This window comes from Bacillus sp. AM1(2019), from assembly GCF_009906915.1.
GTDB classification, from domain to species: Bacteria; Bacillota; Bacilli; order Bacillales; family Bacillaceae; genus Bacillus; species Bacillus velezensis.
In genome coordinates, this window is the sequence record NZ_CP047644.1 from 3,318,956 (window position 1) to 3,344,202 (window position 25,247).

Genomic DNA, 25,247 nt, shown 5'->3' on the forward strand with positions numbered 1-25,247 from the left:
GTTTAAATATGCTATAATGGGGAAAGCAGCTTTGCAAACCAAACATTAGATTTTTACCGTTACTGTGAATATAATGGTTTTATGTATATGAAAGGAGCGAATCTCATGACTGAGGTTGAAATGAAAGAGCAAGTACAGGAAGTATTGGATAAATTACGTCCGTTTCTGCTTCGTGACGGCGGTGACTGTGAGCTTGTTGATGTAGACGAAGGCATTGTAAAGCTTCGCCTCCTTGGCGCATGCGGCAGCTGCCCAAGTTCAACGATTACGCTGAAAGCCGGAATCGAACGCGCCCTTCTTGAAGAAGTACCGGGTGTCGTTGAAGTAGAACAAGTATTTTAATCATAAAACCAGGCTGCATGACAGCCTGGTTTTTTATTTTTTACAAATAGTCATCAAACCATGAACAAATATAACGGATGCGTTTCATCCGCTGTTCCGGATGGCCGCTTCTCGACAGCTCATGCGTGGCTTTCGGAAATCGGATGAACGACGTCGTTTTGTTCAGTTTCTTCAATGCAGTAAAAAGCTGCTCCGCCTGCTCTATCGGACAGCGGTCATCTCGCTCACCGTGCAGGATCAAAAGCGGCGTCGAAACGCGGGACGCATATTTTACAGGAGAACGATCCCAAAGCTTATCCGCTTCCTCAAACAAATCATGTCCGAGCTGCCAGTCGGTAAAAAAGAAACCGATATCGCTGACACCGTGGAAGCTGAACCAATTTGAAATGGAGCGCTGCGTGACGGCTGCTTTAAAACGGTCTGTCTGCCCGACAATCCAATTCGTCATAAACCCTCCGTAGCTTCCGCCCGTCACACCGAGACGGCCGCTGTCAATAAACGGATACGCCTGAACGGCTTCATCCACCGCCTGCATGACATCACGGTAATCTCCGCCTCCGTAATCACCCCTGACACGATTGACAAAATCCTGCCCGTAGCCGTGGCTTCCTCTCGGGTTGACATACACGACAGCATATCCTTGTGCGGCCAGCACTTGGAATTCGTGAAAATACGTATGGCCGTACATCATGTGAGGCCCGCCGTGTATGTATAGAATGAGCGGATAAGTTTGATCCTCTTCAAAAACGGCGGGCTTTAAAAACCAGCCGTTTACCGTCAGCCCGTCCTTTGTTTCATATTGCAGCTTTTCCGGCACGGATATGATGCGCTCCTCAATAAACCGATCATTGTTGAATGTCAATTGCTTCTCTTCCCCATCTTCGAGCGAAATGCTGTAAAGCTCGGAAGGCTGTGCGGGTTTGGCAATGACAGCGATACAGCTTTTCTGATCAGGATGAAAAGCAAAACCGTTCACATACTCTTCTTCTAATCGGATCGGATATACGAGGCCGTCAATCGAGATATAATAAATACCGGTGCTTCCCTGCTCGCTCCCGAGAACGTAAAAACCCTGCCCGTCGTTTGTCCATACCGGCCGGGGCGTCACTCCTCCTATGATTGAATCCGCAATCAGCGCATCGCTCAAATGAACATCCAGCATGTCGGTCAGGCAGGACAGCCGCTCAGTTTTCACGTCGTACAGCCACGCTTTCTCTAAAGTCGCATTGCGAAATTCATTTTCATGGCCCAGCATCGCGATATAAGAACCGTCCGGTGAAAACACGCAGGAACCGAAAGAACCGCGGTGCGGCGTAATCTGCTTCAGGCTTCCGTCCGCCAGATTCATCAGATAGACATCGCTCGGCTTTCCGGCGTCACCCGGCTCGCATAAATTGGCGGTAAACGCAAGCTGCCTGCCATCCGGTGAAAAGGCCGCGCCATAATGATCCGCTTCATGATCCGTCAGCTGCCGAATCTCCCCCGTTTCAAGATGAATCAGAACAAGCTGGGCCCAGCTTCCGTTCAGCAGGCCTTTCCCGTCACGTTTATATGTTAATGACTGAATATCAACCGGCTCATACTCGTCATGCTTCTTTTTTTCTTTCTCATCGGCGCGCTCCGCTGATGTCAGACTGACGGACACAAGCACGGATCTGCCGTCGGGCGCCCATATCGGATCTGATACGCCCCAAGGAATATCGGCCGCCTGCTTTGCCTCTCCGCCGGCAGCGTCGATGATGTACAGCTGAGGGATGCCGTTCTCCCTGTCAGAAACAAAGGCGAGGCGCCGTCCGTCAGGTGACCACCGCGGACTTGTATTTCTGTTGTCCCCGAAAGTCCACGGGTTTGAGATGCCGGATTCTGTGTCATATACCATAATGGCTGAGGAATAGGAATCACGCTTATGATTGACTGTTGTCCGGACGTAAGCGGCTCTTCTGCCGTCAGGGGCATATTGCGGGTCTGTCACGGATATGAGAGTCGCAATGTCCTCCTCGGTTATGAGTTTTTTCAAATCGTTTCTCCTCCTTTTCTTTTTATTTCGCTTCCCTAAATAAAAATCCTTCTCCAGAAAAAGAAAGCGTCCTTCTCTGATGGGAAGAACGCTTTTTTATCATTATACACTTTTCACCTGCTCTAAAGGATTCCGTTCAATTACGCTTCCTTCTGACGGGACGGTAAGCGCCGCAATCTCACAGTGGGGGAAATGCTCAGAAAGCTGCTTTCTCAGCTCTTCTCCCTTTCCTTTTTCAATCAGGACAAGAATCGTCGGTCCCGCTCCGCTCAGCGCCGTCCCGTAGGCGCCTTTCATTTCGGCCGCATGTTCCACCTTTGAAAGCTCAGGAACAAGCATGGCGCGGTACGGCTGATGGAGGATGTCTTTTCTCATCATTTTCCCGGCGAGCGCCCAGTCATTTGACATGATCGCAGCAACGAGAAGGTTGCTGACGGCGCTTGCTTTAACGGCGTGCCGGTAAGGCAGCTCTTTCGGGAGCACGTCTCTTGCGTCCCTGGTCAGAACTTCGTAAAACGGAATCACTGCCACAACGTCGATATCCGCTTCGGCAACACGCACGATATGTGTTTCATCTTCTTCGTGAAGGCCGATCACAAGCCCTCCTGCAAGAGAAGCAGCGGCATTATCAGGATGCCCCTCTTCAAGACTGGCTAAGTGCAGCTTGTCGCTTTCCGAAAGCTGCAGCCCGCATAACTCATCCGCAAGCTCAATGGCGGCGACGATAGCGGCCGCGCTGCTTCCGAGACCCCGTGCAAGGGGGATGTCACTCCACACTTTGACATGGGCGGGCGGCAGCTCTTTCTGATAGCGGTCAGCCGTCCGTTTGGCGACTTGGTAGATGAGGTTGTCCGTTCCTTGAGGGATGCCCGCGACAGTTTCGGTTTCCGCCGAGAACTGCCATTCATCGTTTCGGAAAACCGAAAGCTTCAAATATCTGCTGAGCGCCATCCCGACGGAATCAAACCCAGGCCCTAAGTTGGCGGTGCTTCCCGGAACCGTAATGGAAAACAGCATCTCCGCCTCATTCATACACGCGCCGCTCCATTTAAGTATTCCAGAATACTGTCCTCATCTGTCGGCAGCGTGATCGGTTTTATGTCAGATACGTCTACAGCCGTGTTCGGATCTTTCAGGCCGTTTCCGGTCAAAACTGCGACAACCTTGCTGCCTTTTGGAATTTCACCGGATTTTACCTGTTTCAAAACGCCGGCGATGGATGCACAGGAGCCCGGTTCGGCAAACACGCCTTCTTCACGGGCAATCAGCTGATAAGCGTGAAGAATTTCTTCATCTGTGACTTCATCAATTTTTCCGGCTGATTCTTCCGCAGCGAGCACCGCTTTGTCCCAGCTGGCGGGATTCCCGATTCGGATTGCCGTCGCAACGGTTTCTGGATTTTTAATGACTTCGCCGCGGACGATAGCCGCAGAACCTTCCGCCTCAAAACCGCGCATCTTCGGAAGTCCGGTGCCGTTTTTCTCATGGTATTCTTTGAACCCTTTCCAGTAGGCCGTGATATTCCCCGCGTTTCCTACCGGGATCGCCAGAATGTCCGGCGCTCCGCCAAGCTGTTCGCATACTTCAAAGGCCGCTGTTTTTTGCCCTTCAATCCGGTAAGGGTTTACTGAATTCACTAATGCAATCGGTGATTTTTCGCAAATTGACCGGACGATGGCCAGCGCGTCGTCAAAGTTTCCGTCAATCGCAATGATTTCCGCACCGTACATGACGGCCTGCGCAAGTTTTCCGAAGGCGATTTTTCCGTCCGGGATGATGACGATGCATTTCATGCCGGCTCTCGCCGCGTATGCCGCAGCCGCGGCGGATGTGTTGCCTGTAGAGGCGCACATGATGGTATCATTGCCTTCTTCTTTCGCTTTGGCGACCGCCATGACCATGCCGCGGTCCTTAAAGGACCCCGTCGGATTAACGCCCTCTGTTTTCACATGCAGTTCAATTCCGAGCTTTTCAGAAAGCTTCGGCAGGTGAATCAGCGGCGTGTTGCCTTCATGTAATGTCAGGGCCGGCGTCCGATCCGTCACCGGCAGAAATTCTTTATATTGATGGATAAGTCCTTTCCACATTAGCTCCAACCGTTCCCTTCTACGCGATATGTGCTTTTTACTTCTTGTACGACTTCGAGGTCATTTAAGTTTTGCAGAATGTCACTGAAATCTTCTTCCGATGTATGATGCGTGACGATGACGATTTCCGCGAGGTCGTCGTGGCCTTTGATCGGCAGCTGCAGAATTTTTTCAAAGCTTACGCCGCGCTCTGAGAAGGCCGATGTGATTTTTGAAAAAGAGCCGACCTGGTCTTTGACGTGAATTCTTAAAAACTGCTGGGCATAGATATCAGACGGCTGCTTCAGATTTCTTTCAAACTGCGGGGCGACAAAGCTGTTTCCGTTTACGCCGAGACGCATGTTTTTCATGACCGCGACCAGATCGGAAACGACCGATGTCGCAGTCGGCATGCTTCCGGCTCCGGGGCCGTAAAACATCGTTTCGCCGACGGCTTCTCCGTACACGTAAACGGCATTGAACTCGTTATGCACCGCAGAGAGCGGATGATGATCCGGAAGCAGTGTCGGCTGAACGCTGACTTCGATTTTATTGTCATCACGCTGGGCGATGCCGATCAGCTTCATCGTATAGCCGAGCCGTTTGCTGAAGCTGATGTCTTCATCCGTGATCCGGGAAATTCCTTTTACTTTGACATCGTCCAGATCAACGTCCATAGAGAAGCCGAGACGGGCTAAAATCGCCATCTTGCGCGCGGCATCGAGCCCTTCTACATCGGCGGTCGGGTCCGCTTCCGCGAATCCGAGATCCTGCGCTTCTTTCAGCACTTCCTCATACGGGCTTTTTTCTTTAATCATTTTCGTTAAGATGAAGTTCGTCGTTCCGTTGACGATTCCCATCATTTTTGTGATCCGGTCAGAGGAAAGGCCTTCTTCGAGCGTGCGTAAAATCGGGATTCCGCCGGCGACACTCGCTTCATAATACAAGTCACAGCCATTTTCCTTTGCGGCGGCTAAAAGCTCTGAGCCATATACGGCGATCAGATCTTTATTTGCGGTCACAACATGTTTTTTCGCTTTCAAGGCGTCAAGAAGATATTGCTTCGTCTGTTCGACACCGCCGATGACTTCAATAATCACGTCGACCTCAGGGTCATCGATTACATCATAGACTTCTGTCGTCAGCACTTCTTTCGGCAGGTCTGCGTCTCGTTTTTTATCAATATCTTTAACTAGCACTTTTTTGATCGTCACCGGACAGCCGACCTGGTGCATAAGCTTATCCTGATGATCTTGTATAATTTTGACGACACCGCTTCCCACGGTTCCCAGTCCTAACAGTCCAATACGAATCGCTTCCAAAGAGAAACTCCACCTTTCTTCCTTTTGTCCACTAGAAAAGGACAATTGTTAACCCTTCACAGACATTTAAGTTACAAATATTATATAAGCCCGCATTTGTTTTGACAAGCGGCTGAATATTGTTTCTACAGCTATGAAAACGCTTAACACACTGATATGACAAGATTCCCTATTTTCTAAATATTTTTACGTCATATTTTCTTATGAACTGATTCCTTTTCCGAGCCACGCCACAGGCGGGACAAAAACCTGCGCCGACCTGACATTCATCATGTCGTGACATGTCTGTAAAAACTGTTCATAGCGGGTGCAGTCGGCAAGAATGTAGTCAAGCTGCTCTTCGTAAAACTGTTTTTCAGAATCATGAGAAATGTAATAGCTCTCCACCGTCTCGAAGAAATGGAGCGGAAACAGCAGGCGGCTGTAAAACAGGCGCTTGGAAAAGGAGGATAACGGCGTAACTTGCTCATATTCCTGCAGAAACAAAAACCCATCTTTGAGCAGGTCGTCACGATGATACAAATATGTGCTGCGCATATATTCCGCAATATCACGGGCGGCATGGTCGAATACCCAATCGCCCGGAATGCGGATCAATGATTCCTCCGACCAGGTATCCCGTTCCATCCGCTGATGGCAGATTGTCCCCGAGTCTTCTGCGCCGGGATTGTCATCCAGCTCCGTATCCACTAAATATTGAATGGCGTTTTCCGCTAAGCCTGAATAATAAGGAAATGCTTCGATCATTTTCTTTTCGAACGGTTCAAGCGGAGACATATGAATTTTCTGCATCCAGAATGATTCCAGCTGATCCACCCGTTTTCCCCATAAGTCCTTCCATTGGCCGATCCTGCCCGCTTCTTTCACTTCGTACGGAAAACCCCGCCCTTTTCTGTGAAATTCGGCAAGCTCCCCTCCGACAGAAAACGACCGGTTTGAGACGGGAATCGGCGCTTTTAAGAGCGCATACGTTTTGCCTTCGTCCTCAAAGGTCAGTTCTCCTTCCTTCGTAAAGATAAACACTGAAACGTATGGGTCACTTTGTTCTTGTAAATACTGACTCATGTAGTAAAGCTCCGTCAGCTCTGATTGCGAAAACCCGGAGACGGGAATAATAAGAAAGAAGGAATTTGGCGTCTGGAAGCATTGGTATTTCTGATAAACGGAGAGCTGTCTGACGTGGATGCCGTATTTTTCTTTAATGATGCTTTTCATCATAATCACCTGCCTGAAAAATTAGAGCTATTCACATCGTAGTCATACGCCGGCGGAATTATGAATACATATTGTAATCCTTTGAATAAGTGGAGAAACATCGTACACATCGGAAGAGTGTTGTATAAACTAGTAAAAAAAGATTGGGTGAAGCAAATGTCAGAAAAGGAACAACTGAATCAGGTGGAAGCTGTCGCCAGAGCGCGTTTAAAAGAACGGGGGGTTGAGACGGACGATATTGCCGAGCTGGTGTATTTCCTTCAAAAAAAATATCATCCTGATTTGACGATGGAGGTATGCAGGCTCAATGTGGACCGTGTCATCGCAAAACGCGAGGTGCAAAACGCCATTTTAACGGGAATAGAATTAGATGTGCTCGCCGAACAAAATAAGCTGTCTGAACCGCTTCAGACCATTCTGGCGATTGATGAAAGCCTGTATGGGGTTGACGAGGTGCTCGCCTTCTCTATCGTGAATATATACGGCTCGATCGGCTTTACGAATTACGGCTACATTGACAAAGAAAAACCCGGCATTCTCGGGCGGTTAAATGATAAATCTACGGGCGAATGCCATACGTTTCTTGATGATATCGTCGGCGCAATCGCAGCAGCGGCTTCAAGCCGGCTTGCTCACAGCGCCAGAAATACAGAATAAGGACGGCCGTCATGGCCGTCCCTTTTTTTATAGATGTTCAATCCATTCGGTTAAAGAGTCAATCGCATATGTCGGCTTTTGGCCGTAATCTGCCATATGCTCACGCTTTGTCACTCCGGTGTGAACCAGCAGCGTATCCATGCCCGCATTGATGCCGGCCATAATATCCGTTGCATAGTTATCGCCGACCATGAGTGTTTCGGAAATATCCGTTCCGAGCACACGCATCGCCTGTTCCATAATAATGGATTCAGGCTTGCCGATAAAGACAGGCTCAACGCCCGTTGACACCGTCAAAACGGATGTGAGCGAACCGTTCCCTGGTAAAAGCCCTCTTTCAGTCGGAATGGCGACGTCGCCGTTTGTTGAAATGAACCGGGCGCCGTTTCTGATCGCAAGGCATCCCGTTGCCAACTTTTCATATGTAATGCCGCGGTCGATTCCCACAACGACAAAGTCCGCGTTTTCTTCTCCGAAGCTCAGCCCGTTTTCTTCAATGGCCTGACGGATGCCTTCTTCGCCGATCACATACACCGACGCGTCTTTTTTCTCCTGGGCGATATGCTGCGCAGTCGCCATGCTCGTCGTGAAGACCTGCTCTTCAGATGCCGGAATGTCAAAGCTCATCAGCTTGTCCGCCACCTGCTTCGGCGTCCGGGAAGAATTGTTCGTCACGAATAAATACGGAACGCCGCGCGCTTTAAGCGTTCTCACGAATTCACACGCTTCTTCGATTTTTTCCGTCCCGTTGTACATTGTGCCGTCCAAATCTATCAAATATCCTTTATAATCCTTCATACTCAACACTCCTGTGGATTTTCTCACTCGTTGTTATTTAAATGCGGAAACAGGCCCTAATTCTGTTTCCAGGTAGGTTCTTACACAGGCCGGAAAGGCTTTCAGCACATCTTTGTTTGACGTGATCAGCGTAAACAGCTCCTGATGATCGGCGTGCTGATATTCCTGGACAAGCTGCTTTCTGGAAGAGATCAGTTGCTTCAGCTTATTCCCTTCATCCTCAGCTACCACCTTTTCATCCGTCAGAATATCCATGATGTCGTCATAACTCCCCGGATCGCGCATGATAAAGCCGTCAATCATATCATTTCCGATATCGAGAATGCATTCGATCATAAGATGGCTGATCCGCTCAAGCGCCCTTTTTTCGATCTCGCTCTCCCATGCAGGCGTGCTGTCAAACAGCGCCAGCTGGGTCTCAAAAAAACGGAGTGTTTGTTCGATATTATTTCTGTCAACAAAATACACGTGACAGCATCCCCTTCTGCATCAATTATTTTCTGATTCGTTTTAAAACAAAATACGCGCAGCCGAAATTGCAGTATTCGTAAATGTATTCGTCCAATGTGCTGATTTTCGTTTCAAAGGTTGCTTTTTGATTCTGGTCATCAAAGAAGCCTTTGAGCCGCAGCTGACTGTATCCCCAGTCTCCCACAATGTAATCATATTTATTTAATATGTCCGAATAGCGGGCTTTGAACGCTTCTTCATTAAAGCCGTTTTTAAAATCATGTACGAGTTCAAACTCGGCATTTTGAATAAGAATCATGTCTTCACCTCTTTTATCACTCTTTACTATCATAATTCATTGACTTCTGTCCATCAATTGCAAAATGAGACGGTTCGGACGGACGGAGAATTTTTCCTCTTTATATCCAGTGTAGCGGTTCAGACGATCCTTATTCAAGAATGACTTTTTCCCTGCAAAAACGGCTCCATCACAAAAAACCCAAAACCTGCGGCGTTTTGGGTTTTTTCGGCTTATCTTATGCTTGGGCCTGGCGTTTTTTAGACGCTTCGTTCACTTGTTCATCCGCATGGTAGGAAGAACGGACAAGCGGGCCTGCTTCACAGTGGCTGAAGCCTTTTTGCATCGCGATTTCTTTCAGTTCGGCAAATTCGTCCGGATGATAATATTTTTGGACTTTTAAATGTTTTTTCGACGGCTGCAGGTATTGGCCGATCGCCATGATGTCGACATTGTTCGCAAGCAGGTCGTCCATCACTTCAATAATTTCTTCCTTCGTTTCGCCGAGACCGATCATAATGCTTGATTTCGTCGGGATGTCAGGCTGCATTTCTTTCGCACGGCGCAAGAATTCCAAAGAACGGTCATATGTTGCGCGGGCCCGGACTCTCGGTGTCAGGCGGCGGACGGTTTCAATGTTGTGGTTCAGAATATCAGGACGGGTATCCATTAATGTTTTCAGGTTGTCGTAATTTCCGCCCATATCGGATGGCAGCACTTCAATTGTCGTGAACGGGCTTTTTCTGCGGATCGCCCGGACCGTTTCCGCAAAGACGCCTGCTCCGCCGTCTTTCTGATCATCACGCGCTACGGCCGTGATGACGGCGTGTTTTAAATTCATCAGCGCGACGGAATCAGCTACGCGTTCCGGTTCCTGCAGATCCAGCTCGGTCGGCAGACCCGTTTTTACAGCGCAGAAGCGGCATGCTCTCGTACAGACGGAACCGAGAATCATGAACGTCGCCGTACGTCTGACAGCCCAGCATTCATGGATGTTCGGGCATTTTGCTTCTTCACATACGGTATGCAGATTATTTTCACGCATTAATTTTTTCAGACCCGTATAGTTTTCATTCGTGTTCAGCTTTATTTTGAGCCATTCCGGCTTTCTCAGATGCTCGTCTTTCTTTGCCATTTCCCCATCATCTCCATTATCCCTTTATTCATGTTCGTGTGCGAAAAATTTCTATTTCACGATGGATATAAAACTTGCGGATTTCTATTCAATAGTCACTTTAACATAGGAAAAATTTCTCGACAAGGGAAGAGAATTACTTACATTTTCTCGGATTGTTGCCGCAAACTATTTGTATTCAATCCTGAAAGGAGATCATGTTGTGAAAGTTCTGTTATCTGCTCTTCTCCTTTTTTCAGTTTTCTGTCCGGCTGCAAGCGGGAAAGAACAATCGGCTCCTGTTTACGGCGAACGGATGCAGTTGTACCGCAAAGCCGAAGCAGTCACGCAGATTCCTTGGTATGTGCTTGCGGCGGTTGACCAATATGAAGAAAATGTCCGCTCGAACCGAAAGGATCTGCCGGAAAAAGCGGGAATCATCAGCATTTATATTCCGGATCATTTGTGGAGCGGCCCTGAAAATCCAAATCCTAAGGACGATGCGCCTCTCAGCATTAAAGTATTTGACGGGATCGGCCTGGACGGCGACGGCGACGGAAAAGCCGAGGTAAGCAATGATGAGGATATCCTTTATACATTTGCTCAGTATTTAGCGGGATTCGGAACCGATCTTGACCATATCCGCATCGGTCTCTGGAATTATTACCGCCGTGATCAGACGGTCGGCATTATCACCGAATTCATGACACTGTTTAAAACGTTCGGCCGCCTTGATCTCGGAGAGCACGCTTTTCCGCTTCCCGTGAAGACGGATTACAGCTACCGCAGCACATGGGGCGCCGCACGGGGTTTCGGCGGGCGCCGGATTCACGAAGGAACGGATCTGTTCGCTCATTACGGGCTCCCCGTCAGATCGACCTGCTACGGTATTGTTGAAATGAAGGGCTGGAACCGTTTCGGCGGCTGGAGAATCGGCATCAGGGATATCAATAACACGTATCACTACTTCGCTCACCTGAACGGCTTTGCAAAAGGTGTGCATAAAGGCCAGATCGTCAAACCCGGAGAGGTGATCGGCTCTGTCGGCAGTTCCGGGTACGGACCGCCGGGCACCGCGGGAAAATTCCCGCCGCATCTTCACTACGGGATGTATAAAGATAACGGCAGATCGGAATGGTCTTTTGATCCGTATCCCCATTTAAGGGCATGGGAGCGAAAAGAAATCCGCAGGAAAAAGTAAACACACAGCCGCCAGGAAAGATTACGGCTGTGTGTTTTTATTTATCTTTCTTCTGTTTTTCACTCGGCAGCTGGACGGAAGGCGTCACACCTGACCCGCCGCTTCCGTTATAAAACTGCGGCACCTCTCCTTGAATCGCTTTAATGGAGACCGGAATATTATTTGTCACGACTGATGTCTTACTGGCAAACGGAATAATGACCTTCACTTTTATTTCCACAAAAATACTGATATCGATCAGGGCATTGTTAATGCCGTACGGCTTTATTTTTGTTTTCACATCAGTTAACGCATCACCGATCAGGTTAAAGCGCACGGGGATTTTCGGCCCCAGATTTCCGAGAATGCTGTTTCCCGTGACCTGCCCTAAAGGGATGTTAATCATAATTTCATCGGCCGTTTTCGCGTCTTTTTCCGTTTCATGCTGCTTATTGTTCGACTCCGCTTCCTTCAGATGAGCCTGAAGCTGCTTTGTCACTTTCGCCTTCATGCTGTTGACCATTTGTGTATTAAAATCCATCGTTGTGACTTTTCCGTTTTCATCCGTTTTCATATCGACCATATCTTTCACATTGTCGCTGTGAGACATGTATTCTTCAATGGATTCCGTAATGACCTCTGTCGCCACCCGTTTGGTTTCCATTTCTCCGATGTTCATCAGCACCGGTTTGATTGAGGAGTTGATCATCCAAAGGCTGATGACCGTCGATATGATAAAAAAAGCAAACGACAGAAGAAGCACATATCGAAAAGGCAAAGGCCCTCTCTTGCGAAGAGCGCTCCGGTATCTAGGCAAGAAAAATCCCCCCTTACATATCACAATGTATGCTTGTAAGAGGGGACATAGTATTTTATTTTTACTCTTAAAAAGTCCCGCTTACCTTTACTCGGATGAGATGGAACGGCGGGCAAGCTATACGACATTACGGCTGCCGCGCGAGCTTCCAGGCGAGCAGATCCCTTAAAAACTCAGGCATAAAGTATTGTTTTTCTTTTGAATCGCGGATGTAAGGGAACAGCTTTCCGAGTGTAAACATGTCGAGAACGGCAACCGAGTATATCCGCTCCGGATCAATCTCTTCTCCGTTCACTTTCACATTTAGGAGATGCGTCACACCGTCTTCAAGAATGCCGGCCTCTGCCTCCGCTCCGGCATATACCATCCTGCCCATCACTTCCCCGCGGAAGCCGAGACCTTTTATCCGCAGCTGCTCCATTTGTTCCGAGGCGGCCTGACTGATTGTTTCCTGGAGTTCCCTGCCTGAAAGACGAACGGCCACCGGATTGATCGGATGAGGGCAGATGCGGTGCAGGTCAAGCTTTGTGACAGGCCCCTTCTGTAAAGGCCCCAAAATGACGCCTGAATTCACCATGCTGACTTCACAGCCGCACCAGCTTTTCAGCGCTTCGGCTAAAAGAAGCGGGAGCGGCGATTCCTCAAACCACTTCACGCCGGCTTCTTCATTCAGGTTGGCGACTTGTTCGGAGAGCAGGTTTTCCGCTTCCCGTTCTTTCTCTTTCAGAAAAGCCGCCGTATCTTCAGATTCCCCTTGCCAATCAGCCATTTTCTGTACAGATGCCTGTTTGCTGACAATGGTTCGTGATTCACTTTCTATCGTCAGCTCGACACAGCCGACATAGTTCCCGTATTTCTCCGCACATGCAAGCAATACACCGTTTATGTCCTGTCCGTCCTCAAGAAGGTGGTGCGTATGTGATTCAAGAATGACATCGATGTCGGGAAATTTTTCCGCTGCGGCCCGGTCATCGATCAGGCCTAAATGAGAAAGCAGAATGATGATATCCGCTTTGCCCTTGATATCGTCAAGTGATTCTTGAATGCTTTTTTCCGCATCCGTCACCGTCCAGCCGAGTTTTTGATAGACGGGATAATACGGCACCGTGACGCCCAGTATGCCGGCGGTCATCCCGTTTTTCAGCGTTTTGATCACGTAGGGCTCGGCCCATTCCGGCCGCTGTCCGTCCTTGTCAAACAGGTTGGACACAATGACGGGAAACGCGGCATGGGTATATAAATCCGCCAGCTCATCGTGAGGCAGCGTAATTCCTTCATTATTCCCGACGGCAGCCGCATCGATCTCAAGCCGATTTAACAAGTCGACATTCGCTTTGCCGAAGGTCGCTTCCGTTATCATTTGGAATCGGTCCATATGATCGCCGATGTCGAATACGAGTGTTTCCTCCCCGTCTTTTTCATGTTCATTTCTCTTCTGCTCAATATAATGTACGATTTTCGGCCAATTTTCGAAATGGCTGTGCAAATCATTCGTATGATATAAACGGAGCTTCTCTAACATACCATCTCTCCTACCTTTTAGCTGAATATCCCTTGATAAATCAATTCACAGCCGATTAAAATCAAGACGACCCGCATGAAAAGCACGATCGTTTTCGTCTGCACCCGCTTATTGACCCACGCGCCCATTTTGCCGCCGAACCACGCGCCCGGAACGAGGCACAGCGCATACAGCCAATTGACATGGCCCTCTGCGATATGTGACACGGAACCCGTCACGGAGGATAAGAAAATAATGAGCATTGACGTCGCCACAGCCACTTTCGGCGGGAACAAAAATAACAGCATCATGGCCGGAACCATAAGAGAGCCGCCGCCAATGCCGAAAAGACCGCCCAATAAACCGACGAAAAAGGCAATCACGATACCGGTGAAAATACGGTACGAATATGTATAAAGCTCACCCGATTCATCCTCATATGTCCGGATCATGCCTTTATGCGCTTTATTGACCGGTTTTGCTTTCGCCTTCAGCATTAATGTAATGGAAATCAAAATCATAAAAAGTCCGAACCAGACGGAAAACGTATGCGCATTAAAAAGTTTAGACAAATACGCGCCGATGATGCTTCCCGGACCGGAACCGATAAAAAAGATCAGTCCGCTTTTGTAGTCAACGGTTTTATATTTCATATAGGCCAGAGTTGATGACAGGCCCGTAAAAATAATCACCAAAAGGGACGTGCCGATGGCAGTCTGCGGTGTTACGTCATGGAAAAACGGAGTCATCGTGCTTAAATAGAGCATCGCCGGCACGATGATAATTCCTCCCCCAAGCCCGATCAGGCTGCCGACCGTTCCCGCGATAAATCCTAATATGATCAATATAAGATAAGACATGTGTCTTGAAACCTCTTTTCTAGCTGAATAGGTCGAGCTGCTTCGGAGCAAGCCCGGTATATGAGATATCTAACATTTCAAGCATCTCAAGCCCGTTATCGGCGGCGTCTCCGCCTGAGTTATTGTTGAAGAGCACATACAGATTGCGCGACTGTTTTTTCAGCTCCTGAAGATTGTTTTTCCAATCTTTGAGCTCCTGTTTGTTATAGCGGTATAAATATCTGACCTCACGCCAGTTTTGTCCGCCGTCTGGTTTGATCCAGCCCTGCTTGTTCCGTCCGTGAAAACGGACAAGCGTTTTTTCTTCATCCGTTGCTTTCAGGACGGTCGGAATGCTGCCCTCGCCGATTTGCGGCTCGTCACATATGCTGTGAATCCAGCCTTCCTCCTTCATAAAAGAAAGCGTCTGTTCGTAAAATGGCGGGGAAAACCAAGACCGGTTGCGGAATTCAAGCGCGCACGGAATATCGCCCATCTGCTGCCTGCACCATCTTAAATATGCGACGTTTTCTTTCTTGCAGTCAAACCACGGCGGGAATTGGAACAGCACCATGGCAAGCTTTCCATGCTCTATATACGGCGATAATGACAGCTTAAACGCCTCAAACATTTCTTCCTTCGATTCAAAGGGAATATCGCCGCGCTGATGGCCCGTCATTCCTTGATATGCCTTAATGACAAATTGAAAAGATTCCGGCGTCTCTTTGACCCATCTTTCGTTATTGCGGGCGGGCTGTATCGCGTAAAAGCTCGCGTCCAGCTCAACGATGGGAAAATGGGAGGAATACGCCTGCAGTTTTTGCGGGCCCGCCGTTTTAGGCGGATAGATGCTGTCATGATCCCCCCACCCCGTCAGTCCGATATAAATCACAATCCTTCACCTCTCACTCTAGTTTATCACAGGTGTTTTTCTCTTTCCGTTTCCATGTTTTTTCTGAATGCACTTTTCAGGAACCGGTATTGATGTTCATTGGTGTCCGAAAATGCCTCATCTCTGGAAGAAAGAATGTGCTGATAGACGATCGGCTCTGAAAACTGACCGCTCGTGAAATCATATATCTCCCCGTCTATTCGGTTATAAAAATGCCAGCTTGTGCCGGTTTTTGTTTTGAGAATGTCACCGCCGTAAACATCTTGGATGACTAAAGCCGTCACGCCGCACTGGCCTTTGGCCGGGCAATCTTCCGTCCATTTTGTACTAGTCTTGCGCGACCACGATGCCGTTAATATGTTCAAGATTTGATCATACAATGTGTTTTACTCCTTTTTATAAAAAGATACCACGAGACCCGCTTTCCAAACGACAAAAAAAGCCGATTCTCATCAGAGAATCGGCTCTTTTATTAGAGAAGGCTTCAGGAATGTTCCGAATGCCCCGCTCTGCTTACGACCGCCATCCTGGTACACACAGCGCCCCTTGCTGTAGGTCGCAGCAATTCGGTATGGAAAGGTGCGGCCTTCATACAGGCTTTGCTTATGTTTGGAAAACATCGTTTCTTTTGTGACGGTAAAAGGTTCCGGCCGGACAATGGCAAAATCAGCGTCAAATCCTTCTTCAAGCCGGCCTTTATTCGTTAAACCGAAGCGCTTGGCCGGTGCTTCGGCCGTCCATCGGGCCACATGTTCAAACGGAATCCCATGATCGATCGCTAATTGAATCATGCCGAGAAGCGTAAATTGGCCTCCGCTGATCCCGCCCCACGACAGGAACATATTATCCTCGCGTTTCAAAGACGGATGACAGGGAGAATGATCCGAAGACACCATATCAATCAGGCCCTCAGCCAAAACCCCGATCAATTCCTCTTTATCAGCCTCTGAGCGGAGCGGCGGAGCGCATTTGGCAGCCGCCCCTTTTTTGAAGAAGTCTTCAAAGCTGAATAATAAGTAGTGCGGACACGTTTCAACGGTGACATCCAATCCGTCTTTTTTCGCCTGCTGAATGGAGAGCACGGCCCGTTTCGTGCTGATATGTACAAAATGAAGCGCGCATCCCGTCGCTCTTGCATACTCAATCGCCCGCTGCACAGCCTCGCATTCGGCCTCTTCCGGACGTGAGGAAGCATAAGCGCGGGCATCAATTTTCCCTTGGAGCGCGTACTCGGCTTCAAGGAATCGGGTGAGGGCGTCGCTTTCTGCGTGCAGGGCCAAAACCTTGCCGCACGCCGCGATTTCCTTCATTCCCTTTAAAAGAGTCCGTTCATCGGCTGATTGAAATTCATCCGTTCCCGATTTAGACAGAAACGCTTTAAACCCGATTGCCCCCGCTTCTGCCATCGGCCGGATATGTTCGGTATATCCGGGCATCAAACCGCCCCAAAGCGCAAAATCAACCGCTGACTTCCGTTCGGCGATTTCCGCCTTTGCCAGCAGGTTTTCAGCAGTTACCGTCGAAGGGATGCAGTTAAGCGGCATATCAAAATAAGACGTACAGCCGCCGGCAGCCAGCATGTTTGAGCCGGTTTCAATGCCTTCCCATTCTTCGCGGCCGGGTTCATTGAAATGCACGTGACAATCGACCGCTCCCGGAAACACATACATGCCGTCCGCCTGCACCACTTGTTCCGCGTTTTCGTCAATGCCGGGCCCGATCAAGGCAATTTTTCCGTCCTTGACGGCGATATCAGCCCGCTCTGTTCCGCCTTTTCGCACAGCTTTCGCACCCTTTACAATTACGTCATAGGCCATTTTATCTTCCTCCCTGTAAGGATGACGATTTTCTGTCAGTTTTTATCCCAACATGCGTCTATGATTGCCAGTTTACTGCTACTATGATCGTAATACATCAGCAAAACCGCTATAATTTTTGATGATTTTTATTCATATTAACCAATGGTTGTCTTTAGAACCTGAAAGGAGATTGACTACTGATGAATATTTATGACGTGATGAAGATTCCCGCTTATGAGCGGGCGGCATTAATCGCAGGCAAGTCCGGCGGCTGGAGGGAGGTGCAGCACGTCAACATGATGGATGCGCCGGACATCGCTGATTTTTTACATAAAAACGAATTGCTCGTCACGACGGCTTACCACTTGAAGGACCGCCCGCAGCTGTTGAAAGATTTGATCCGCCTCATGGCAAAACGGGGCTGCGCGGGACTGGGGATCAAAACGAAACGTTATCTTAATGTCATTCCGAAAGATGTGGCGGAGCTTGCCGACCGGTATGAATTTCCGATTATTGAGCTGCCGGAAGACATCAGGCTCGGAGATATCGTCAACGCCACTCTGAGCCATATTCTTGATATGCGTTCAAATGAGCTCCAGCAGGCCATTTACGCCCATAAAAAATTTACAAACCACATCATGAGCGGCAAGGGGCTGCAATCCCTGCTTAAGAAGCTCTCAGACATTCTCCGGCTTCCCGTGCTGCTTTTGGATCAGCATACAAAACTCTTATCATCGTCCCACCGCATACCCATTGACACGTCTTTATTGAAAAACATCTGTTATTCCCTTTCCGGGCCTTATTTCACCTGCTTTTCCATGCTGTCTGACAGAAAGGCGTATTCTGTCCTTCCGATTCTGAATGTTGAAAAAAACTGCGGTTATCTGGTGATTCCGGAGCTGGTGCAGACCGCTGATAAAGGCATGATTTTGACAATTGAACAGGCGGCCAACGTCATTTCCTTTGAACTGCTGAAAGAAAATGCCATCAAACAATTCGGCAGACGGGCGCGCAATGAATTTTTCAGCAATTTCATCGACCGCTCGTTTACCGGCCATGAAGAAATCAAAAGCCGCGCCAAAGAATTCCGGCTCCGCTGGGATCAGAAATACATGTGCATTTGCGGAAAACTTGACCGAAATGAGAAAACGATCAGCTTTACCGAAAATCAGCTCGTTTCCGATCATGTATTTGATCTGCTTGAAGGAGAGCTGTCATCCTTTCCGTTTCCCCCTCATCTCTTTATTAAAGGAAATGTCGGTATTCTTTTAATTGAAGCGACAGACAGCTGGAATGAAATGCACGCGTCTGTCATCAGCTTTTTGGAGCAGTTTCAAAAGCAGGTCCGGACGCAGTTTAAACGGACTGTCTCCTTCGGCATCTCAAACATATGCCAAAAGCTGATCGACGTCCCTGACGCTTTTACCGAAGCTTCAGACGCCATTTCATCCGGGCATTTGTCCAGAAGCGCAGAGTTTATTCAAATCTATCATGCCAAAGACGTGCCGGAGCTGCTCCGCCTGCTTCCCGCGGAAGATGTGAAAAAGTTTTACGAAGCCACCCTCCAAAGCCTGGCCGACCGGCAAAAGGAAGACCAGAGCCTGCTTCATACGCTGTCTGTTTATCTGGAGACCCACTGCCAGATTTCAGAAACGGCTAAGCGCCTGTACGTCCATCGAAATACGGTGATCTATCGTTTAGAAAAATGCGAGGAACTGCTCGGCAAAAGCTTAAAAGATCCGGAAACGACGATGCGCCTGCGGCTCGCGCTGAGAATGCAGCGGCTGATCGGTTAAGAAATAGTTAGAGACAGGGATGCGGGTGTTCTCCCGCATCCTATTTAAGGGGGGATTCATTCAGCTAAATCCTCAAAAAATGCTGCCGTCAAAATCTGCTTCCAGTGATGTCATCAGGCTTTTTCTAATATCCGGGATGCAACCGATAATCTCACCCTTTTTAATTTCATCCCAAATTGCCTCGGAACCTTTGTCACAAGCACCCATGATCCTTTTTTGATGGTTTCGCCATTCATTTAAAAATCAGTGGGGAGCGACATAAGACTCAACCATTTCACCAACGCCGCCCTGAAAGTCATGCTGCTTTTCAATTCCACGAGCATCTTTCAAGAAACCTTGAGCGGACCTTCTCAATTTCTGCAGCTATCATGACATCCTCGTGAGCATCCACTGTGTCCGGCTCATAAACGATACCGTAATCAAGTTTTTGCTCGTCCACTTCTTTCGCAAGGGTCTTTACTTCCTTGTAAAAGTTCGGATGTTTTTCTGATTTCAAAAAAAAGAACTGCTTTTGATTCGCAGCCTTGTCTACATAAGAAACATGTGTGATTTTTGCGTTTATCAATTCTCTTGGCATGTGTTCACCTCCTTTCAAAATAAAAACCCCTATCAAACAGAAGGGGTATAAGCATAATATTCACTTGAAATTTCTTTAAATTGAGCTATTAGTTCTTCAATTATTTTAAAATATTCAACTGCGTCACTGTATTTAATATCCTTTGCTTCTGGATAGTCCCTGGCAACTGCATTTCTCAAATTCAGTAATGAAAATATGATGTTTCCTGTTCTAGTTGAAATATAATTCTCTTGCTGAAGAAATATCACAATTTCTTCAGCTGCACCTATATTAGGAGCATTAACTCTCACCAACATATCTAAGCTCTTTTTCAAGTTCCAGCCACATTTTATAAATTGCCTCTTGTGGTGAAACCTTAGCTAAACGCATAACTTCATCAATGAATAATTTCTTTTCTTGACCTACCTCATCCTTTTTCTCTGTTTGCTCAATTACTTTACCAAATTCTAGTTCAGATTTTATCTCACTAACCTTATCTCCAAAGCTTAAATCTAAATCTTTATATTTCAGATTTGTGAGATTGCCAATTCTATTGATTAAACTACTAATTGGCTTTTTCAGTATAGCCACAACAATTACTATTGCAACTGACCAAGAGTTTAATATGGATGAGAAAAATTCCAACCAATTCATATAATAACCTCATTCCCAAAAGTAATGAGGTTATTATACTATTTTATTCCATGTTTGCTAAGGCTTCTCTTCGAATCTCTTCTTTTTCATCAGCTGACAAGCTTGTCGACCTCTTGGCATATTGTTCACCCCCTTTCAAAATATAAAAAGAGACACATTATTGTGTCTCACGCCTTGATCTTGACAGATTTATCTAATTTTTGGTCTAATCAGAAAAGGAGGTGATAAAATTAATGAGTAATACTAACAAAGGTTCTGATTATTCACGGAAAAATAATTCAGTAGACTCTACACCATCCCGAGTACCTAGACCTCGACCTACAAGTGAGGTACCAGTTCCGAAAGTTGAAAAAAGAGACCGGTTTTCTGTAGATGTTCCATCCTCAAGAATACGGAAAGGCAAATAATTCAATCCTCAATAGGGTTATCTGATTCATTATCAATAATTTGTGCTTTTTTAATTTCAGATTTTTTAAAAACGCCTATTTTTATACCTGCCTTAACATCTATATAACTCTTTTCAATTTTTAAATTGTACTTTTTTACGAGTTCGGTAAAATAAGTTATATCTCGTAAAACAAAGTTTCGTTCAGGCTCTAGCGGCCTGGACACTTTTTCTATATCTCCAATTATTTTTTTATCCTCATTGTCAATCTTAGAAAGTTCAACTACATTCTGCCCCTGTGACACAAAAATTTCTTCCCAAACTGTTTGGTATTTGGAAAGCCCGTTTAAGCCTCTTTTCCTACGAACCTTATTAACAGCTCCTATAACCAATTTTAAATATAGTTTAGTATAAATTCTTGCTACACAGTAACTAAAGATAAGGCTGAATACAAAAAATACTGCTATAAATGAAAAGCTGGTTAAGTGACTATTCAGGGTTGTTAGATCACCTATATAATCACCTTTAAAGTGTTCAGTTATTCCGTTAGTCTTAGTCGAATAATAGTTTAATAAGCTATTCAATATAAGAACTAATATATTGTATGTGATCAGACTCAATCCTGAGACAGGAATCCATAACAACACACTTATACCTAACATTTCAAAAGGATTGTGCTTTTGATTTGGAGTCAACCCAAACAGCTGTAACCAATAGTAACAAATTAAACCAGGAATCGTGAATATAATTGTTGATATAAATTGGTCCATATTTCCCTCCTTATATCAAAAATATAACATTTATCTGGATTTTTCCAATACCTAATCTGCTCTTTTATTTCTTTAGTTAGGCCGAGAATTTCATTATCTACCCCATGCGATAGCACCCATCTACAATGAACCCGCTCAGCGGCGGAAAGCTTTGTGTCTCGCTGATACATACAAGTTTCGCTGCTTCCTGGTTTCTTGAATTCTTCGTCAACACCAACAGTCGAACATATCAAGACCAAATACCACTTCTGACGGGCCATGAAGGGGGTTCTTATAAAATTTCCAAAAAAGGAGGGCGCTTCCCCTCCGTGAATCGTAATGAAGCTTCGTGTGTTGGCTAATGGCTGTCTGGATAATGGTCTCACTGTCATCGTGGAAAGATCACCTTACTTCTATAAGTCTTTCTTTTTAACAGAAACCGCAGATATAGCAGCAGAAATAACTATCCGCTCCGCTTCTTATGCACTCTCTGTAACATGGAGAATTATAAAAAGGAGGGCGCGCGGAAACATAGGGGGAGCTCCCTGAATGGGTCAATTGATGGGCCCATGGATAAGAATTAAATTCTTGCCGCTGATACAAATGGAATGACGGGTAATAATACAACATTTTCAACTCCTTTTCCGTACACCATATTGTACTTACCGACACCCTTTTTAGATGATTGTCTCTTGCATAATTGTGTGTTGGCCTAATTGCGGGTTTTAATCTGAAAAATCCGTGCAGGGGAACCATCGCAACATCTTCCGTGAGAGGTTTTATAAGCTAACCTCTCCTTGTTGTCACCAATCAACCCCTACACCCGGCTGAACGGTTCGTATTATCCCAATGACCCGTTTAGGCAGACTGTTCTCACTCTGCATGCGAAACAGCAAATATTAACACCGCTGCTTTTTCCCATTCTTCATTTACGCCGATCTATGTGGTTCCCGCCTGACTGCCTTCTTTTTTGATCAACTTCCGGCAGATCAAATTCGTCAGACTCGTCAAGCGATAAATCTGGTTTTCCTTTATCTACACCTGTTCCGGTTTCCATTCGCGCTATGCTTGAGCATACGGAACAACTGATTTCCCTATAATTCACAATGGCGTTCGATATGATTTTCCCTCTATGCGCATCTCTGCAATTTCAGAGATGCAGAGCCAAAGAATAAACGGCAATCAGCAAAAAGCCTCCGGATACCCGGAGGCTTTTGATTCTTATCCTTGCTGCGTGAACGGCCGGGTCTGTGTCTTTTTGCCCCAGCCAAGCGCGGCCAGAAAACTGATGGCGAGAATGGCCGCTCCCAGCATATACGGAAATTCCATATTTACATCAAAGAGAAAACCGGCGGCTGACGGTCCGGCGATATTCGCTAAGCTGATGAATGAGGTGTTCATCCCTCCGGCAAACCCCTGCTGGTCACCGGCGAGCTTCGACAGCATCGTATTAACCGCCGGCCGGAGCAGCGATGTCAGCGTCAGAAAAAAGATTGCCGCAGCAAAAACAGTCCAATAGGAACCCGCAAACCGGCACCACACAAGTCCTGCAGCAGCCCCGATCAACGTCACGTTAATGACGCGCTTTTCCCCGAACTTGCGGACGAGATAACTGACGCCGACCGCCTGCACAAACACGCCGATGAGACCCGCAGCCGTAATAATAAAGGCAATATCAGAGGCTTTAAATCCGTGTTTATGGTCAACGTAAAGGCCGAAAACAGATTCAAAGTTCATAATTCCGAAGTTCAGCACAAAAACCAGAATCAGCATAAACGCGAACGGCGACTTGAGCGCGCGTGACATTTGCTTAAACAGATGCTCACGTTTTTCCGTTTTTGCCCGGGCTTCCAGCTGCTTTTCACGTCCCAGCGTTTCGGGCAGAAAGAAAAATGAAAGCACACTTGAAAAGCAGGCGAGACTTGCAGACACGATGAACGGCACAGACATGCCGTAATGAACCAAATAGCCTCCGACACCGGGCCCGATGACAACACCGAGCGTCATCGCCGCGCTGAACAGCCCCATTCCTTTCCCGCGTTCTTCTTCGGTCGTAATATCCGCTATGTAAGCGAACATTGACGGCATTAAAAACGCCGCGCCCATTCCGCCTAAAAGCCGGGATGCGAACAGTTGCCACAGGCTTCCGGCAAAGGCGAAGATCAGTTGTGACACGGCAAAGGCGGCGATGCCGAAAATAATCAGTTTCCGCCGTCCGTATTTGTCGGTTATTTCCCCGGCAATAGGCGCAAATAAAAGCTGTGTAAGCCCCGCCGCCGCAACAAGCAGACCCATCGTGCTCCCCGTCGCACCGAATTCGGTAATATAGGTGGGCATAATCGGAATAATCAATCCGATTCCAAGCATCGCAATAAACATATTCAGCATTAAAATTGACAATCGGCCTATGTACGCCATGATTTCTTACCTTCTCCCCAGACAAACAGATGACCATTCCATATTTGTCATTTTTTATACCATTCAGTATAACGGGCAAAAGGGAAAAAAGTCCAGATGATTTCAATCTCGTTTTCAAGTCTCATGACAGAACACCGGTTTCAGCCGGCAGATCATATATGTTAAGGGCCGCCTGCAGCGCTTCCCCGGCTTTAACGGCAACTCCGTGTCTGATCAGAACCGCTTCAAGTCCGGCCAGCACAAACAGCACATTTTCCTTTCTGCAGCTGTAGCCCATCGTTCCGATTCTCCAAATTTTCCCCTGCAGCGGACCGAACGAGCTGGCGATTTCAATTCCGAATTGAGACAAAAGCATACTTCTGATCGATTCGCCGTCTGCTTCCGGCGGAATCTTCACACATGTGACGACAGGCAGCTTCGCCTCCGGATCGCCGAATAAATCAAGGCCCATCGCTGCAAGTCCCGCCGTAAGCGCTTTTTCATGACGCCGATGCCTGCGGAACCGTTCTTCAAGTCCTTCTTCCAGGACAAGGCGCACACCCTCCCGCAGCGCATAAAGCATTGCTGTCGCTTCTGTATGGTGATTCAGCCTTCTTTCACTCCAATAATCTTCGAGCTGGCTCAGATCAAAATAGTTGCTCGTAATGGGCCGATGACCGGACAGCATTTTGCCGTCAGCCGCCGTCGCAATGCCCCGTTCTACCTTTTTACGCGCGGCAATGACAGCGGCCGTCCGGTCATTATAAGTAATCGGCGCCATTCCGGAAGGGACCGATAGGCATTTTTGCGTTCCCCCGATGACTGCGTCAATCTTCCATTCATCCGTTTTTACGGCGCAGCCTCCGATCGTGGCCACGGCATCCACGATAAAGAGTGCGTCTTGGGCGCGGCACGCTTCTCCGATTTCTTTCAGCGGCTGAATCCGCCCCGTTGATGTTTCTCCGTGCACCATAGCGACGATTTTCGGGGAAATCTTTTTCATCTCGCTGATAATCTCGTCAGGCCGGAAGACCGCTCCCCATTCACACTCGATCGTATGAACGTCCGCTCCGTACCGCTCGGCGATTTCAGTCAGCAGGTATCCGAAGCGTCCGTATATCGGAATGAGCACGCTGTCGCCCGGTTCTATCACACTTGCGAGAACAGCCTCAATCCCCGCTCTTGATGTGCCGTCAATCGGATAGGCCCAGCGGTTTTCCGTTTGAAACAATTCACGGAGCATTTGCATCGTTTCGTTCATGATGCCGGTAAATGCCGGGTCAAACTGGCCGATGATCGGAGCGCCCATCGCCCTCAGCACTCTCGGTTCAGCTTCTGTCGGTCCCGGTGTCATAATCGTTCTTTGCGGAATGCACAATTCTTTTCTGGTCGGCATGCCGATT

General features: G+C 47.6%; 25 protein-coding genes and 2 pseudogenes. 4 read left to right on the top strand and 23 right to left on the bottom strand.

Annotation, left to right across the window (positions count from 1 at the left end):
• The first annotated feature begins 6 nt into the window (after positions 1-6).
• Positions 7-342, top strand: a complete 336-nt coding sequence (locus tag GNE05_RS16430; RefSeq protein ID WP_169510385.1) for a NifU family protein — start codon at positions 7-9, stop codon at positions 340-342.
• Positions 343-382: 40 nt separating this feature from the next.
• Here the strand turns inward: GNE05_RS16430 and GNE05_RS16435 are convergent, their stop codons facing one another.
• From GNE05_RS16435 to yutH, 5 genes are all read right to left on the bottom strand, one after another.
• Positions 383-2,359 (bottom strand): S9 family peptidase, encoded by a 1,977-nt coding sequence (locus GNE05_RS16435; RefSeq protein WP_160182995.1) that lies wholly within the window; start codon positions 2,357-2,359, stop codon positions 383-385.
• Between the two features lie 102 nt (positions 2,360-2,461).
• Complete coding sequence (thrB, locus tag GNE05_RS16440; RefSeq protein WP_007408725.1) at positions 2,462-3,391, bottom strand: homoserine kinase; 930 nt, start codon at positions 3,389-3,391, stop codon at positions 2,462-2,464.
• Positions 3,388-4,446, bottom strand: coding sequence for a threonine synthase (thrC, locus tag GNE05_RS16445; protein WP_014721762.1), 1,059 nt, complete (start codon positions 4,444-4,446; stop codon positions 3,388-3,390). Before thrC ends, thrB begins: the two co-directional genes overlap by 4 nt.
• A complete protein-coding gene (locus tag GNE05_RS16450; protein WP_007613551.1) occupies positions 4,446-5,747 on the bottom strand; it encodes a homoserine dehydrogenase in 1,302 nt (433 codons plus the stop codon). Before GNE05_RS16450 ends, thrC begins: the two co-directional genes overlap by 1 nt.
• Before the next feature lie 201 nt (positions 5,748-5,948).
• Complete coding sequence (gene yutH, locus GNE05_RS16455) at positions 5,949-6,965, bottom strand: spore coat-associated protein CotNH (RefSeq protein ID WP_029973819.1); 1,017 nt, start codon at positions 6,963-6,965, stop codon at positions 5,949-5,951.
• Between the two features lie 153 nt (positions 6,966-7,118).
• Between yutH and GNE05_RS16460 the strand changes: the two genes are divergently transcribed.
• A complete protein-coding gene (locus tag GNE05_RS16460; RefSeq protein ID WP_160182996.1) occupies positions 7,119-7,619 on the top strand; it encodes a phosphatidylglycerophosphatase A family protein in 501 nt (166 codons plus the stop codon).
• A 27-nt stretch (positions 7,620-7,646) separates the two neighbouring features.
• Here the strand turns inward: GNE05_RS16460 and GNE05_RS16465 are convergent, their stop codons facing one another.
• From GNE05_RS16465 to lipA, 4 genes are all read right to left on the bottom strand, one after another.
• A complete protein-coding gene (locus tag GNE05_RS16465) occupies positions 7,647-8,417 on the bottom strand; it encodes a TIGR01457 family HAD-type hydrolase (RefSeq protein ID WP_072589531.1) in 771 nt (256 codons plus the stop codon).
• Between the two features lie 33 nt (positions 8,418-8,450).
• Positions 8,451-8,885 (bottom strand): DUF86 domain-containing protein, encoded by a 435-nt coding sequence (locus GNE05_RS16470; protein WP_160182997.1) that lies wholly within the window; start codon positions 8,883-8,885, stop codon positions 8,451-8,453.
• 25 nt (positions 8,886-8,910) lie between these two features.
• Positions 8,911-9,186, bottom strand: coding sequence for a YutD family protein (locus GNE05_RS16475; protein WP_003151928.1), 276 nt, complete (start codon positions 9,184-9,186; stop codon positions 8,911-8,913).
• 217 nt (positions 9,187-9,403) lie between these two features.
• Positions 9,404-10,300, bottom strand: coding sequence for a lipoyl synthase (gene lipA, locus GNE05_RS16480; RefSeq protein ID WP_003151923.1), 897 nt, complete (start codon positions 10,298-10,300; stop codon positions 9,404-9,406).
• A gap of 202 nt (positions 10,301-10,502) precedes the next feature.
• Here lipA and lytH point away from each other — a divergent pair, with 202 nt between their 5' ends.
• Positions 10,503-11,480 (top strand): L-Ala--D-Glu endopeptidase, encoded by a 978-nt coding sequence (lytH, locus tag GNE05_RS16485; RefSeq protein WP_015418142.1) that lies wholly within the window; start codon positions 10,503-10,505, stop codon positions 11,478-11,480.
• A gap of 37 nt (positions 11,481-11,517) precedes the next feature.
• On the opposite strand, the gene yunB is transcribed toward lytH, so the two are convergent.
• The 6 genes from yunB to GNE05_RS16515 form a co-directional block, all read right to left on the bottom strand.
• Positions 11,518-12,276, bottom strand: a complete 759-nt coding sequence (yunB, locus tag GNE05_RS16490) for a sporulation protein YunB (RefSeq protein ID WP_160182998.1) — start codon at positions 12,274-12,276, stop codon at positions 11,518-11,520.
• 127 nt (positions 12,277-12,403) lie between these two features.
• Complete coding sequence (locus GNE05_RS16495) at positions 12,404-13,798, bottom strand: bifunctional metallophosphatase/5'-nucleotidase (RefSeq protein ID WP_061862540.1); 1,395 nt, start codon at positions 13,796-13,798, stop codon at positions 12,404-12,406.
• Positions 13,799-13,815: 17 nt separating this feature from the next.
• A complete protein-coding gene (locus tag GNE05_RS16500; RefSeq protein ID WP_007613562.1) occupies positions 13,816-14,637 on the bottom strand; it encodes a sulfite exporter TauE/SafE family protein in 822 nt (273 codons plus the stop codon).
• A gap of 19 nt (positions 14,638-14,656) precedes the next feature.
• The gene (locus GNE05_RS16505; RefSeq protein WP_014418802.1) at positions 14,657-15,508 is read right to left on the bottom strand and encodes a DUF72 domain-containing protein; all 852 of its coding nucleotides are present in this window, start codon (positions 15,506-15,508) and stop codon (positions 14,657-14,659) included.
• Between the two features lie 26 nt (positions 15,509-15,534).
• Positions 15,535-15,888, bottom strand: a complete 354-nt coding sequence (locus GNE05_RS16510; RefSeq protein ID WP_007408736.1) for a YunG family protein — start codon at positions 15,886-15,888, stop codon at positions 15,535-15,537.
• Positions 15,889-15,960: 72 nt separating this feature from the next.
• Positions 15,961-17,325, bottom strand: a complete 1,365-nt coding sequence (locus GNE05_RS16515) for an allantoinase (protein WP_061862541.1) — start codon at positions 17,323-17,325, stop codon at positions 15,961-15,963.
• 182 nt (positions 17,326-17,507) lie between these two features.
• Here GNE05_RS16515 and GNE05_RS16520 point away from each other — a divergent pair, with 182 nt between their 5' ends.
• Positions 17,508-19,103, top strand: a complete 1,596-nt coding sequence (locus tag GNE05_RS16520; RefSeq protein WP_022553734.1) for a PucR family transcriptional regulator — start codon at positions 17,508-17,510, stop codon at positions 19,101-19,103.
• A gap of 141 nt (positions 19,104-19,244) precedes the next feature.
• Here the strand turns inward: GNE05_RS16520 and GNE05_RS16525 are convergent.
• The 8 genes and pseudogenes from GNE05_RS16525 to GNE05_RS16550 all read right to left on the bottom strand — a co-directional run.
• Positions 19,245-19,680 (bottom strand): annotated as a pseudogene (locus GNE05_RS16525) (XkdF-like putative serine protease domain-containing protein); the annotation flags it as partial.
• A gap of 32 nt (positions 19,681-19,712) precedes the next feature.
• Positions 19,713-19,994 (bottom strand): hypothetical protein, encoded by a 282-nt coding sequence (locus GNE05_RS16530; protein ID WP_160182999.1) that lies wholly within the window; start codon positions 19,992-19,994, stop codon positions 19,713-19,715.
• Positions 19,960-20,313, bottom strand: a complete 354-nt coding sequence (locus tag GNE05_RS16535; RefSeq protein WP_104842788.1) for a hypothetical protein — start codon at positions 20,311-20,313, stop codon at positions 19,960-19,962. The genes GNE05_RS16530 and GNE05_RS16535 overlap by 35 nt, the downstream gene beginning before the upstream one ends.
• 408 nt (positions 20,314-20,721) lie before the next feature.
• Entirely contained in the window at positions 20,722-21,468 is a 747-nt protein-coding gene (locus GNE05_RS16540) for a hypothetical protein (protein WP_059367888.1), read from the bottom strand.
• Positions 21,423-21,686: pseudogene (locus GNE05_RS21560) on the bottom strand (hypothetical protein); the annotation flags it as partial. The pseudogene GNE05_RS21560 and the gene GNE05_RS16540, both read right to left, overlap by 46 nt.
• 686 nt (positions 21,687-22,372) lie before the next feature.
• Positions 22,373-22,504 (bottom strand): hypothetical protein, encoded by a 132-nt coding sequence (locus GNE05_RS21435; RefSeq protein ID WP_266023836.1) that lies wholly within the window; start codon positions 22,502-22,504, stop codon positions 22,373-22,375.
• A 164-nt stretch (positions 22,505-22,668) separates the two neighbouring features.
• Entirely contained in the window at positions 22,669-23,865 is a 1,197-nt protein-coding gene (locus tag GNE05_RS16545; RefSeq protein WP_072177417.1) for an MFS transporter, read from the bottom strand.
• A 121-nt stretch (positions 23,866-23,986) separates the two neighbouring features.
• A complete protein-coding gene (locus tag GNE05_RS16550) occupies positions 23,987-25,240 on the bottom strand; it encodes a pyridoxal-phosphate-dependent aminotransferase family protein (protein ID WP_100261993.1) in 1,254 nt (417 codons plus the stop codon).
• Between the last annotated feature and the right edge of the window lie 7 nt (positions 25,241-25,247).